General features: G+C 44.7%; 11 protein-coding genes. 8 read left to right on the top strand and 3 right to left on the bottom strand.

Going from position 1 to position 13,595, the window contains the following annotated elements:
- Positions 1–62: 62 nt before the first annotated feature.
- From ACYRYG_RS03730 to ACYRYG_RS03720, 3 genes are read right to left on the bottom strand one after another with little or no spacing between them, the layout of a single operon-like run.
- Complete coding sequence (locus tag ACYRYG_RS03730) at positions 63–638, bottom strand: LutC/YkgG family protein (protein WP_293416439.1); 576 nt, start codon at positions 636–638, stop codon at positions 63–65.
- Positions 635–2,035 carry a lactate utilization protein B gene (locus tag ACYRYG_RS03725; RefSeq protein WP_460197672.1) on the bottom strand — a complete coding sequence of 467 codons (1,401 nt, stop codon included), beginning with the start codon at positions 2,033–2,035 and terminating at the stop codon, positions 635–637. Before ACYRYG_RS03725 ends, ACYRYG_RS03730 begins: the two co-directional genes overlap by 4 nt.
- Entirely contained in the window at positions 2,032–2,760 is a 729-nt protein-coding gene (locus tag ACYRYG_RS03720) for a (Fe-S)-binding protein (RefSeq protein ID WP_293416435.1), read from the bottom strand. The genes ACYRYG_RS03725 and ACYRYG_RS03720 overlap by 4 nt, the downstream gene beginning before the upstream one ends.
- 447 nt (positions 2,761–3,207) lie before the next feature.
- On the opposite strand from ACYRYG_RS03720, the gene ACYRYG_RS03715 reads away from it, so the two are divergent.
- The 8 genes from ACYRYG_RS03715 to ACYRYG_RS03680 all read left to right on the top strand — a co-directional run bounded on the left by ACYRYG_RS03715 (position 3,208) and on the right by ACYRYG_RS03680 (position 13,547).
- Complete coding sequence (locus tag ACYRYG_RS03715; RefSeq protein ID WP_293416433.1) at positions 3,208–3,762, top strand: isochorismatase family protein; 555 nt, start codon at positions 3,208–3,210, stop codon at positions 3,760–3,762.
- A gap of 121 nt (positions 3,763–3,883) precedes the next feature.
- Entirely contained in the window at positions 3,884–5,092 is a 1,209-nt protein-coding gene (gene pncB, locus ACYRYG_RS03710) for a nicotinate phosphoribosyltransferase (RefSeq protein ID WP_294732053.1), read from the top strand.
- A gap of 183 nt (positions 5,093–5,275) precedes the next feature.
- Positions 5,276–7,408, top strand: a complete 2,133-nt coding sequence (locus ACYRYG_RS03705; protein WP_460197670.1) for a DNA topoisomerase 3 — start codon at positions 5,276–5,278, stop codon at positions 7,406–7,408.
- Between the two features lie 213 nt (positions 7,409–7,621).
- Positions 7,622–7,957 (top strand): hypothetical protein, encoded by a 336-nt coding sequence (locus ACYRYG_RS03700; protein ID WP_460197669.1) that lies wholly within the window; start codon positions 7,622–7,624, stop codon positions 7,955–7,957.
- Between the two features lie 34 nt (positions 7,958–7,991).
- Positions 7,992–10,328: a TonB-dependent receptor gene (locus ACYRYG_RS03695; protein WP_460197667.1), complete on the top strand. Its 2,337-nt coding sequence runs from the start codon at positions 7,992–7,994 to the stop codon at positions 10,326–10,328.
- Positions 10,329–10,904: 576 nt separating this feature from the next.
- Positions 10,905–11,147 (top strand): acyl carrier protein, encoded by a 243-nt coding sequence (locus tag ACYRYG_RS03690; RefSeq protein ID WP_293416425.1) that lies wholly within the window; start codon positions 10,905–10,907, stop codon positions 11,145–11,147.
- Between the two features lie 8 nt (positions 11,148–11,155).
- On the top strand, positions 11,156–12,529 hold the full coding sequence (locus ACYRYG_RS03685) for an MBOAT family O-acyltransferase (RefSeq protein ID WP_460197666.1): 1,374 nt from the start codon (positions 11,156–11,158) through the stop codon (positions 12,527–12,529).
- Positions 12,530–12,533: 4 nt separating this feature from the next.
- On the top strand, positions 12,534–13,547 hold the full coding sequence (locus ACYRYG_RS03680) for a hypothetical protein (RefSeq protein ID WP_293416422.1): 1,014 nt from the start codon (positions 12,534–12,536) through the stop codon (positions 13,545–13,547).
- Positions 13,548–13,595 lie beyond the last annotated feature (48 nt).

Below are 13,595 nucleotides of genomic sequence, written 5' to 3'. Positions count from 1 at the left end.
CGCAACCTTAAAAGGTTCTCAAGTTGATCGGGATATTTTATAGATCAATAAGAACTGAAAATCTATGACAGCAGAAACACCGTCACTGACCTTGCAGCCTGTGCACCCATGACTAATGCCTGTTCAATATCAGCCGTCTTGCTCGGACCACTGATAAACGTACCGAAACCATAATCCGTCATTTTGATCCGGGCGTATGCCTCGTGCATATTGTCAACGACATCCGCTTCATCAAGCAGAATGACCAGGTTTTCAGAGATGAAACACACAGCCTTTTCTTTCATTGTCTGAGGAATCCAGATACACGCATTCTCCGCCACACCAATTTCTCCACGGATGACACCGACATCAGTACCGTTGAGATCCCGTGCATCCTCCACCAGGTCAGGATTACGGTCTGCCTTGATCCCCGGAAGATTGCTGGCTATCACCTTCGCATCAGGGTAGGCTTCCGCAACAGCCACATTCAGGTCAGCATCTCTCTTCAGGCGAATGGCCTTCCCTCCGGAAGACTTCGTCATCGCGATAAACTGTTGCAAGGTATCTGCATATTTTAATGCTTGAACGTGCATATCCGGCATATCAAACTGATCATGCGTATTCGCACGGAGTTTGGCAAATAATTCTTCCTTTTTCATAATTTCGTTGTGCTCTCCTTTCCGTACTCTTTCTCCAGATCCTTCTCAATAACATGAAAAGGTTTTCTGACGAATACAGGCATTTTATGTCCCACACACCATGGACTCCATTTCGGATTCCCGATAATTGACTCCGGGACATGATTCAAGAGTGGCGCCATTTTCAATGCCGTATCATACATAAAGTAATTGTTATAAACCCGTGCCATTCCCCATGACATAAGTTTCTTCTCTGAATTTGCTGTGCCGAAATGATCCAGTTGCTGACGCCAGAGGTAAATCTGACTTCCAGGATTGACATGGACTGGGCACACCTCATCACAACTCAGACAGAGAGAACAGGCCGAGACGTTACCGCTATTGGCTTTCGGATCTTTGAGCATGCCCAGATCAATGCCGATAGGGCCAGGGATGAAGAAACTATAACTATAGCCCGTCGAACGACGGTACACCGGGCAAGTATTCATGCAGGCTCCACAGCGGATGCACTTCAGCGTTTCCCAATGGTCTGGATTGGCAATAAAGTCACTACGCCCATTATCAATGAGGATCACATACATTTCTCCTCCCGGACGAGGTTTCCGAAAATGAGAAGTATAGGTAGTCGTTGGTTGTCCGGTAGCACTGCGGCATAACAGACGCTGGAAGAAAGCCAACGAAGCATAATCGGGGATCACCTTCTCCAGGCCCATCGCCACGATATGCAATTTCGGCATTGACGTAGCCATATCCGCATTCCCTTCATTGGTACAGACAACCACATCACCAGTCTTCGCTACACCGAAATAACAACCAGTCATACCAGCACCTGCTTCCAGGAATTCACTACGAAGACTGTTGCGCGCACAACGGGTCAGATAAGTAGGATCATCATTGCCCTCTTCATGTGACATTCCCTTTTCCTCAAAGGTATGAGCTACCTGCTGACGGGTAATATGAATGGCCGGCACCACAATATGGGCAGGCTTCAAGTGCATCAACTGTAAGATACGCTCACCCAGATCTGTCTCTACCACATCGATACCTCTGACCTTCAGGAAATCATTCATTCCGCATTCCTCAGTCATCATGGACTTTGACTTGACCATCTTCTTGACATGATGGTCCGTGAGAATCTTTAAGACCATCTGATTGAACTCCTTCGCATCCCTGGCCCAAAGCACATGAACACCATTCTTCTCCAGATGATCCGAAAACTCCTCCAGATAATCAGCCAGATGAGTGATCGTGTGGCGCTTGATCTCACTGGCTTTATCACGAAGTTCTTCCCATTCGGGAATTTGGGCGACCATTTTATCCCTTGACATCCGCATCCCCCAGAAAGTCTGGTCATGATGCGTGATCTTTGCAGGATCTTTCAAAAACTCCCTTGCTCTCTTTGCATGTAATGTACTCATAATCCAGCTGCTAATATTTCAACGACATGCTTAAATTTAATATTTTTATGCTCCTTACGGGCGACACCTTGCAGATGCATCAGACACGAACAGTCAGGTCCTGTAATGTATTCAGCCCCCGTAGCAATATGTTCTGCGAGTTTATCTTCTCCCATCCGTTTGGAGACATCCGGTTCCTCTACAGCAAACATTCCACCGAAGCCACAGCACTCATCGGGGCGTTCCGGCTCTTTCACCGTAATGCCGCTGACCAGATGCAACAGATCAATGATCTTGTTAAACCTGGGGCCGGGAAGTTCAGACGGAGACGAGAGTCCTAACTCACGTACTCCATGACAAGAATTATGGACGCTTACCACATGAGGAAATTTCCCCGGTAATGCCTTTACTTTCAGGATGTCATGAAGGAATTCAACGACATCATAGACTTTCTCCGACACTTTGCAATGCTCCAGTATCTTAGGATAATTAAAACGGACAAAAGCTGCACAGGAGACGGATGGAATGACCACATAATCAAAATCCTTAAAAGTCCTCTCAAATTTCTCGACCAAAGGTCTTGACATCTTCTCAAAACCTGCATTAGCCATCGGCTGGCCACAACAGGTCTGTCCATGAGGATAGGTGGCATCCACACCTAGATAGTGAAGGAGCTTGCTCGTAGCCACTCCCACATGAGGGTACAATGCGTCTACATAGCAAGGAATAAACAGACCAACTTTCATAACATTTATCTTATAAAACTTAGCTGAAAAACGGTTCTCAGTTATTATTTACAAATATAAAAAATCTTTCGCACAAAACATCATACAATCTTTACTTTTATCCTCGTTTACGACTGTAAAAAACTTATTAATGGTGATCGAAAAGAATTCATTTTCATAATGATATGTGGAGTTTACAAAAATCAACAAGAACATATCAAGACCTTAAACAAGACTATGAAAAAAAAGACGGATGATGCACTTGTTCAAAATAAAAACTGTATTTTTGCGATTGGAGTCCGTTCATTTTCTCTACGCTTATGTCCTTTCATCCCAGTTAAACTATTCGGCTAACGGTCATTCGGGGAAGAAACTGACAAGGAGAATAAATGAATTTCTCACGGACTGAAGAACAAACAAGAAATCACAACTGATAAACTTGCCGTACAACAAAAAGAGATACCTGGTATGAAACGAATGCTATTGATCATTGACCCGCAAATTGACTTTATCAACGGAGCTTTACCCGTCCCGGGCGCAGCGAAGGCGCTGAATGCTCTGAGTAAATATATTCTACAACAGGACGGCGAATATGACTGCAAGATCGTCACTGCGGACTGGCATCCTTATCATCATTGCTCCTTCAAGGAAAACGGGGGAGAATGGCCCATGCATTGTGTTCAGAATTCAACTGGCGCCGCCTTTTTCCCAGCTCTTTTCAAACCTCTTTATACTACTCATGGAACGGTAACCGTACTGTACAAAGGTACAGATGAAGGTGCTGAAGAATATTCCATATTCAAGAATTCCCTTTCTGCGGGGAAATTGCGATCTCTGATCCGCGACAGGAATATAGGACAGATCGATATCTGTGGTCTTGCAGGAGACATCTGCGTACTGAATACTCTCAGGGACGGAATTAAGATCTATGGAGCAAAGACATTCCATGTCTTAAAAGAATATGCACCCTCGCTGGATGGCGGGGCATCACTTGAAAAAGCGATACAGACTCTTCTGGGTTAAACGACAGGGGATCATACTCTCGCTCACTCCAAAAGATTACCGAGATTTAGGATAGCATCAGAAAATTCATCCCCCATCCTAACGGATACTTTAATATATACAAAATTAAATTTTTATGATCATGAAGCAGATAATTCAACACTTTACAGACGATGACCTGTATAAGTTTACGATGTGCTGCGCTGTCATCGACAATTTCCCCAGGGCTCAGGTCAAATACCGATTCAAAGACCGGGACAACCTGGTGTATCCTAAAGGATTTGCAGATGAATTGAATCACCAGATTGTCCTTCTTGAAAATGTGACCATCACAGATAAGGAAATCGACTTTATGAAGCAGAAATGCTACTATCTTCCACACTGGTTTTACACCTATTTAAAAGGGTTCCGCTATAACCGCAAATGGGTAAAAGCATGGCAAGATGAAGAAGGACACCTGCATGTTGTCTTCGAGGGGAGCTGGGCAAACACCATCCTCCTTGAAGTAAAAGTGCTGGCTATCATCTCTGAACTTTACTATATCATGACCGGAGAGGACAAGACCTTTGATTATGATGCCTATTATAAGAAGACCTATCAGAAAGCCAGCCGTCTTCTCGGTGCAGGGTGTATATACAGTGATTTCGGGACTCGCCGACGTGCATCCCTGAAAGCTGAAGATACGGTGGTACGTGCCATGAAGGACTGCAATAACAGTAAGTCGTGGCCCGGACAGTTCGTAGGTACCAGCAATGTCTACCTGGCCATGAAATACCATCTGGTCCCGATCGGTACAATGGGCCATGAGTTTGTTTCCGCCATAGGTGGAATGTATGGCCCGCAGATGGCAAACCACATTGCCATGAATGCATGGCGGAACACTTTCCGTGGAGCCTTGGGAACCTATCTCTACGATACTTTCGGCTGGCATATTTTCAGTCTCAACTTCTCGGAAGATTTCGCCAATCTCTATAAAGGTCTCCGCATTGACAGTGGAGATAATCGGGAAGAACTGATGAAGATCGTCGACAAATACAAATCCTTCGGCATTGATTCCAGAACGAAGCAGGTCGTCTTCAGCAACGCCCTTGATACGGACAGGGCTATAAAGATCCAGGAGTTTGCCCAAAAGTACTGTCAACCTTCTTTCGGTATCGGCACCCATTTCACGAATGATTTCAACGGAGTACGACCTATGAACATTGTCATTAAACTCGTAGCTGTCAAGATTACGGAATCCTGGGACTTCTATAATGATACCTGCAAGATCAGTGAGGACTTAGGAAAACATACCGGCAATGCAGATGTCATCAACCGTTTTATGGAGGAATTGCACTTTGAGAACGACTGACGTATCCTCCAAGGTCCGACATAACTGACACCACAAGCCTGTCCGGGATTTTCTGGACAGGCTTGATCGTTTTACGCTCATCCCCAGGGAAGGATCAGGACGCCTTTTCAGATTACCTTCCACTTTTCCTTTGTTTATTCCCTAAAAATTATTACTTTTGCCACCCGAACACGTTTTTTAAATATGATTGTTTGCATAGCAGAAAAGCCAAGTGTAGCCAAAGACATCGCAAGAATCTTAGGTGCCACTCAGTCGCATGACGGCTATATGGAAGGCAACGGCTACCAGGTTACCTGGACTTTCGGTCATCTCTGTGAACTGAAGGAACCGGATGACTATACACCTATGTGGAAGCATTGGAGTCTGTCTGCACTGCCTATGATTCCATCACGATTCGGCATCAAACTCATCAGTGATGAGGGCATACGCAAACAATTCAAGACCATCAAAAAGCTCTATGATCATGCAGATGAAATCATAAATTGTGGTGATGCCGGACAAGAAGGAGAACTCATCCAACGCTGGGTAATGCAAAAAGCCCAGGTGAAATGCCATGTAAAACGACTATGGATATCCTCCATGACTGATCAGGCAATCAAAGAAGGGTTCCAGACACTGAGATCAGAAGGAAAATATGACCAGCTCTATCTCGCCGGACTCTCACGTGCCATCGGTGACTGGATTTTAGGAATGAACTGCACACGCCTGTATACCTTGAAATACGGACATAATAAACAGGTACTGAGCATCGGCCGGGTACAGACGCCGACCCTGGCCTTGATTGTCAACCGCCAGAAAGAGATCGATCACTTCAAGCCTGAAACTTACTGGGTCCTGGCAACGGTCTACCGGGAGACCTTATTTACCGCTACCAAAGGAAAATATGACTGTAAGGAAGATGGGGAAGAAGCATTCGGTCTGATCGAAGGAAAGCCATTTACGGTCACGGACATCAGGAAAAAGAGGGGCACAGAAAATCCTCCGCATCTCTATGACCTGACATCCCTGCAGGTAGACTGCAATAAGAAATTCAGTTATTCAGCTGAATTGACCTTGAATACCGTGCAGAGTCTGTATGAGAAAAAGTTTACCACCTATCCACGTGTGGATACCCAATACCTTTCTGACGACATCTATCCGAAATGCCCCGGTATCCTGAACGGAATCAGCAAAGTGACGGTCAACGGGCAACTGGTCTACAGGGATCTGATCAAGACGCTGGCGGCACGTATCGGCAAGAAACTGCCCAAGAGCAAACGTGTTTTTGACACCAGTAAAGTAACGGATCACCATGCCATCATCCCTACAGGAGAACCGGCGCGGGGACTCACGGACATTGAAAGGAATGTGTATGACCTCATTGCCCTTCGGTTCATCTCCGTCTTTTATCCGGATTGCAAATTTGCAACCACAACTGTGATGGGAAAGGCAGCCACGGTAGAATTCAAAGTCAACGGTAAGGAAATTCTCGACCCGGGATGGCGGGTCGTCTACCAGTCTCGGGAGCAGGAGAAAAACCAGAAAGATACAGATGAACATCTCCTGCCTGCTTTTATCAAGGGAGAATCCGGTCCTCATCAGCCCACCCTGACAGAAAAGCAGACCACACCTCCGAAATACTACACAGAAGCTACCCTGCTGCGGGCCATGGAAACCGCTGGCAAGTTTGTCGAAGATGAAACATTGCGCGCCGCCTTGAAGGAAAACGGGATCGGCAGGCCTTCCAGCAGGGCCGGAATTATTGAGACTTTATTTAAAAGACACTATATCCGCAGGCAAAGGAAGAATCTTCTGGCAACACCTACCGGGATAGAATTGATTGATACAATCCATGAGGATCTCCTCAAGAGTTGTGAGTTGACAGGAATCTGGGAAAAGAAATTGCGAGAGATCGAACAGGGCAAATATGCTCCGGAAGCGTTTATCAATGGACTAAAGGAGCAGATCGTAAAAATCGTTAACGATGTACTGGCTGACAATCAAGGCTCTGTCTCGGTTACCACCGAAGATGATTTAAAAAAGGCGGCAACACAGAAGAAAAAACCGGTTGCAAGGAAAGCCAATACGGTACAATCAGCAACATCCCCGCAGCCGGATACCCCGATTCAGTCAATCACGGGGGAATCACACCATGCCCCTGCCCGTGACCTTATCTTCACGCAAAAAGACTGGACTGGCCCAGTCAACGACAGCATCATCGGCAAGGCTTGTCCTTTGTGCCATACCGGTCATATCATCAAGGGCAAGACAGCATACGGATGCAGCAACTGGAAAAAGGGATGTAAGTTCAGACTACCTTTTCCTCCAAAACAGTAAACCGTTACCGCTGAGAGGCGGTTTATCTTTATTCATAAGGCCTTGACGGCAACAGATGATCTGTTTGTCTTCAATTCCATATTACGTCTTCCATTTAATTGTTTTTTCAATAAAAATATTTAATATATACAATTACCCACTTTTGGGTATTCCCAAAATCACTATTTTTATCTACCTTTGCTCCTGTCTAAGAAACGATTAGCAATTAAGGTAATGAAGGGTAAGAAGGAAAAGAGAAGACATATCTTCGCATGGCTTGGCGTCATGCTGGTCTTCCTTTCTCTTACGATTCAGGAAGTCCACCACCTGTCATTAGCAAAGCACTCAGAAGCCACCTCTAGTCAGGTAGTATCCTTTTCTTCTGATGAGTCAAATTGCCCGATCTGCAATTTTTTGTTCTTGTCAACGGGATTGGAGACTGTGTTCTTCGCTTATTACGAGAAGATAACCAGGCTGGTGGTTCCGTGTGTCTTCTTCTCCTTCATATATCCCTTCATCCATCGTTTCTTTTCACGTGGTCCTCCGGTTTTTAGTTTTAAACACTATTAGATAAAAAATTACGAATTAAAACTAAAAAAATCACATGAAAAAGCTGATCTGTTTTTTCATTGTCTTTTTTATGTCCTCTATTTTATGCCATGCATCTGAGGACATAGATAGTCTATTGAGAACTAAAAAGACAATACTCTCCGGATTTGTAAAAAGAAAAGGAAACCATAAAGGCATCGCAGATGTTGCCATATCCATAAAAGGGACGACATTAAATACGGAAACCGATACGTCCGGTTATTATATTTTACGGAATATTCCTATTGGAAACTGTACCCTTCTGGCCAGGAAGGTGGGATACAAGCTCTACAGCAAACCTCTCCTGCTTCAGGAAAATTCCAACAAATGTGATCTCTCCATGGAGGAAGACAAAGTTATGCTAGACGAAGTAGTGGTTTCGGCTAACCGGGAAGAGACTATCAAACGTCTGTCACCCGCTCTAGTCAATGTGTTGAGTTCAAAACTTTATGATACGACCCAGTCTACCTGTCTGGCCCAAGGACTCAACTTCCAGCCAGGCGTAAGAACCGAAGACAACTGCCAGAACTGCGGTTACACACAAGTCCGCATCAACGGTCTTGATGGTCACTATTCACAAGTGTTGATTGACTCCCGTCCTGTATTTTCTGCATTGAACGGCGTCTATGGCCTGGAGCAAATCCCTGCTAATATGATCGACAGAGTAGAGGTCATCAGAGGGGGTGGATCTGCTTTGTACGGCGCTTCAGCAATAGGAGGAGTCATTAATATCATCACGAAAGAGCCGGTCAGCAACTTTGCAGAATTCGGCCATTCCATTATGTCTATTGATGGCAGGAGCTGTTTCCAGAACAATACGACGATGAATGCTTCCGTTATCAGTGACGACCGCAAGACAGGACTCTACATTTACGGAGAAAGCCATCACCGGCCTGGTTTTGACTATGACCATGACGGCTATACGGAAATGCCTCTTATCAACGGGCAGACCGTAGGCTTCAGGTCTTTTGTCAAGACGGGCACCTATTCAAAACTCTCGTTCCAGTATGATAACATCAAAGAGTTCCGACGTGGCGGAAATAATCTGTCCTTGCCGGCTCACGAATCGAACATTACAGAGCAGATAGATCACGACATCAATGGCGGCGGACTTAATTTCGACCTCTATTCACCCGTCACGGAAAACCATTTGAATACTTACCTGTCATTTCAGAATACGGACAGGAAGAGTTATTATGGTGGTATCGGAGATGGCTCGGCGGAAAGTGTAGCCACTGCATTGAAATCTTATGGGAAAACTCATGACATTACCGTAATTGGTGGCAGCCAGTATACGATTAACTTCAACAAACTGCTTTTCATGCCCTCAGTATTAACTACTGGACTTGAATACAATTTCGATGGCTTGCAAGATCATGCTCTTGGCTACGGGACATGTACAAAACAGTATGTCAATATTTACAGTGCTCTCTTGCAAAATGAATGGAAAACTGACCAGTGGGGATTCCTGCTCGGTGGCCGCTTTGACAAGCACAGTCTTGTCAACCACGTCATCTTCAGTCCGCGGATCAATATCAGGTATAATCCCAGCCATAACATGAATTTCCGGCTCAGTCTGTCCACTGGTTTCCGCGCACCCCAGACTTTTGATGAAGATCTACATATCAGTGTTTCGGGAGGCGAAAGGATCAAAATCTACCTCGCTCATAATTTACAGGAGGAAAAGTCATACAGCCTGAGTGCCTCTGCTGATCTCTATCACCAGTTTGGTAATGTCCAGACGAATCTGCTCATTGAAGGATTTTATACTGATCTCTCTCACGTCTTTTCTGAACGGTACTTGCCACAGCCAGACCCGGATGGTAATAAGATTCTGGAACGATACAATGGTACCGGAGCCAGAGTTGCGGGCACAAATATGGAAGGCAAGGCAACTTTTTCCCAGTGGTTTCAGCTCCAGGCTGGAATGACTTTACAGCAAAGCAAATATAATGATGCTGAACAGTGGAGTACTTCGGCTCCTGCGGAAAGGAAGATGTTCCGTACTCCAAATACATACGGCTATTTTACTTCTACCTTTACCCCGGTCAAAGATTTTTCGGCATCTTTGTCAGGCACCTATACCGGACACATGCTGGTACAACATGTCAAGAGTTCGGGTACACCTGTAGACCTGGCCGTAAAGACACCAACCTTTATGGATGTCAATGTAAAACTTTCTTATGATTTTCATCTTTTCCGGGCAACATTGTTACAATTGTACGGGGGAATTCAGAATGTTACTAATGCCTATCAAAAAGATTTCGACAAAGGTTATAACCGTGATTCCAACTATATTTACGGTCCTGCCTCTCCAAGAAGTTTTTATACTGGCATTAAGATGAGATTCTAAAGGAAAATGCGACAAACAGGAATTCCTCTCATACCTGAAAGAGATGGAATTCCTGTACCTTTCAGAAAAAGAAAGACCTCCTGTTTGCTTATCAAGCAATGAGTTTTTACAGGCAACTGCTCGCGGAGGTCCCTTATTCTTCAAGAGCACCAACTGGGAGCAATCCTGTCACAAGGCGGATCTGGAAATGACCGGATCCGCTTTTCTGCTTTTTACAAGAAAATTTTAACAAAAAGGAATAGGGGTTTTTGAAAGAAACAGAGTCATCTCTATAAACCAATTCAAATGATGATGTTATCAGACATTCACAAAACTCCCGCTCACCACTTTTGTGCAGCCCGTTTAAATTGTAGGGATTTTATCCATCAATTTAGGGATAATTTCTACTGATTATAAAAACTTTTATTTATATTTGCCACAAAAACAAAAGGGAATGGCAGAGGGCAAGAGAACCGCCTGCCAAGGGGAGAAAACACCCATAATATCCTTCTCCTTCTGCAAAGAGAGAGTGTATGGCAAGTAAAAAAAATAGACAATACAGCAAACTGGAAGAAAAGAAATAATCATAAAATAATAATGGAACGAAAAGAAGTACTTGAAATCTTAAGGGACATCCTTGCAAAGGTACTTAAGAGACCTGGCATCCAACTCGATTACGGAATGTCGGCCGATGACGTGGAGGGATGGGACTCCCTGACCAACATGATGATCATCAGTGAAACAGAAAAACATTTTCATATTCACTTCAAGATGAGAGACATCATCAGAATGAAAACCATCGGTGATATGTGTGACATTATCATCCAGAAACAGAAATAACAGCGATCATGGAATTTCTGTCTATCCCGTTCGCAGTATGCATGACGATCACTTTTATACTCTACTATCTTCGTCGTTCACGCCGCTGGCAACATTGTATACTCCTGGCGGCAAGTGCCGTTTTCATCGGGTATTATCATCTGGCTTATCTGATCGTAGCAGCAGGAGTTACCCTGTTTACTTTCTTCGCCGGAAAATGGATACATAAATATCCAGACACTAAAAAAGGCACTCTCATCCTATGGACAAGTATCATAGCACTGGCCGGATTCTGGCTGATTGCCCGATACTGGTCTCCACTATTTCCTTTAGGTATCTCTTTCTATACTTTCCAGGCATTGTCTTACCTGATAGAGATCTTCTGGGAGGAGGAAGAACCGGAGGATGACTTCTGGGACTTCGCACTATATATGATGCTGTTCATGAAATTTCTTTCCGGACCTATAGAGAGAGGCCGTGACATGCTGCCACAGTTGAAAACAGCAAAGCCCTTCTCTTACCGACAGGTTACACGGGGACTGAAACTCGTAGCCTGGGGAGTTTTCCTGAAACTCGTCATTGCAGACCGTATCGCTCCCTCCCTTAATATGGTGCTGGACAACGTGCGCATCGCCTCCGGGATGCAACTCCTGACGGCTACTCTCCTGTATCCTATTCAACTCTATGCCGATTTTGCCGGTTATACCGCTATGGCCATAGGATTCGGAAGAATGGCCGGGTTCGAGTTTCACCCCAACTTCAACCGTCCTTTTGTTTCCCAGTCTACAGGTGAACTATGGCGGCGCTGGCACATGACACTCTCTTTCTGGGTACGCGATTATGTCTTCACCCCTCTTGATGCCACCCTGAGAAGGTATGGCAAAAAAGGCCTGTACATCTCCTTGTTAGTCACGTTCATCGCTATCGGTGTCTGGCACGGGGCAGGATGGACTTTTGCTCTTTACGGACTCTTCCAGGGTATTGTCATCATCTATGAGACATTAACAAAAAAGGCACGCCAGCGGGCCAAAAAGCGAATCGGTGAAAAGACATGGAAGTTGATCATGATTATCCGCACTTACCTGCTCTTCGCCTTGTCACTGCTTTTCTTCCGTGTCGGAAAAATAAGTGATGTATTCTATGTCTACCGTCATCTGTTTGACGGGTTCAACAATTCCATCAAGGAGCTCAGACTAGGGATGTCAGATTTCTACTGGATCGTCTTCGGCATCGCAACGGTTATCATGTTCATATTAGAATACCTGAATTCCCGCCACAGCCTCATCAACTGGACCGAACACCTGAAAGCTCCGGTAAGGTGGATACTCTACGCAGGCATTGCGGTGATCATTTTCCTGTTCGGAGCCTTCGGCGTGGAGAATTTCATTTATATCCAATTCTGAAATCATGAAGAAAAATAAGAATATAGCTGCTTTTTACCTAAAATGCCTGGCTCTTGCCACACCTTTCATTCTGCTTATCATCATCTACATGGTCAAGGATCCCTTCATGGTGGTCAGAAACTACCATGATTATGACCATGATCCGGTCTGTCAGAATGAAGGAGAAGTTTCATGGATGAAATATAAGGAATACCGGCACCAAATGCATTATGACTCATTTATCATCGGAGCCTCATGTACTAAAGCATTCCCTTGCAACATCTGGAACAAGTACATTCATGCGCATCCCTATAGGATGTATAGCAACTCCGTAGGATTAGGAGATTTAAGCATGATGCTGGAAGCACTCAATGAGCAATCCGGACAGCCCATCAAGCACCTGTTGATCATAACAGAAGTCCCGATGTTTGCAAATGATGCACCCAAGAATGATTTCATGCACATCATGCCTCCTGATGTCTCACATAAAAGTCTGATTACTTATCAGACCACCTTTTTGCAAGGTTTCTTCACACCTAAGTTTCTTATCCCTTACATTAAATATCTGATAGCCGGAAAATTCACTGAACAGGAAAGGGGTATCATCAATGACTATGTGCCGGAATGTACCAGGTATACCAATGATGCCATCCTCCCGCAGGAAAAAAGGATCAGTCAATGTGGGGAAAATTACTGGAGACAGAAATTCTGGCAGAAAGCAATGGACCGGCACTATCGGCCTACTTTAGAACCACCGATGATCTCTTCTATACAGATTCATAACTTCAGAATGATCAAGTCTATCTGCCAGCGTCACCATACCGACTTGAAATTGGTGATCAGTCCTAATTTCAAAGAGCAGATGATGAACCCGAAAGACCTGGCCATTCTCCATTCTATCTTCGGCCCCAACGTGGTTTATAATTATGCTGACCGTAAACACCTCCGCATGGACAATTACCATAATTTCTACGACCCTTACCATTATCGGATTTCAGTCGGCAGGGAAATCATGAGAGAGATCTATCATCAAAGATGACGGATCCTCTCTCAGATTAAAGTATCACTGACGCTCTGCGCCCTCTAC

It is taken from the genome of Segatella asaccharophila, from assembly GCF_054687055.1.
This window is presented reverse-complemented; position numbering and strand designations above follow the sequence as displayed.

What these genes read in the sequence shown, in the direction of transcription:
- ACYRYG_RS03725 (WP_460197672.1), bottom strand. Translation starts at nt 2,035, where the DNA reads ATGAGTACATTACATGCAAAGAGAGCAAGGGAGTTTTTGAAAGATCCT.
- ACYRYG_RS03695 (WP_460197667.1), top strand. Translation starts at nt 7,992, where the DNA reads ATGAAAAAGCTGATCTGTTTTTTCATTGTCTTTTTTATGTCCTCTATT.
- ACYRYG_RS03705 (WP_460197670.1), top strand. Translation starts at nt 5,276, where the DNA reads ATGATTGTTTGCATAGCAGAAAAGCCAAGTGTAGCCAAAGACATCGCA.
- ACYRYG_RS03685 (WP_460197666.1), top strand. Translation starts at nt 11,156, where the DNA reads ATGGAATTTCTGTCTATCCCGTTCGCAGTATGCATGACGATCACTTTT.
- pncB (WP_294732053.1), top strand. Translation starts at nt 3,884, where the DNA reads ATGAAGCAGATAATTCAACACTTTACAGACGATGACCTGTATAAGTTT.
- ACYRYG_RS03715 (WP_293416433.1), top strand. Translation starts at nt 3,208, where the DNA reads ATGAAACGAATGCTATTGATCATTGACCCGCAAATTGACTTTATCAAC.
- ACYRYG_RS03700 (WP_460197669.1), top strand. Translation starts at nt 7,622, where the DNA reads ATGAAGGGTAAGAAGGAAAAGAGAAGACATATCTTCGCATGGCTTGGC.
- ACYRYG_RS03680 (WP_293416422.1), top strand. Translation starts at nt 12,534, where the DNA reads ATGAAGAAAAATAAGAATATAGCTGCTTTTTACCTAAAATGCCTGGCT.
- ACYRYG_RS03720 (WP_293416435.1), bottom strand. Translation starts at nt 2,760, where the DNA reads ATGAAAGTTGGTCTGTTTATTCCTTGCTATGTAGACGCATTGTACCCT.
- ACYRYG_RS03690 (WP_293416425.1), top strand. Translation starts at nt 10,905, where the DNA reads ATGGAACGAAAAGAAGTACTTGAAATCTTAAGGGACATCCTTGCAAAG.
- ACYRYG_RS03730 (WP_293416439.1), bottom strand. Translation starts at nt 638, where the DNA reads ATGAAAAAGGAAGAATTATTTGCCAAACTCCGTGCGAATACGCATGAT.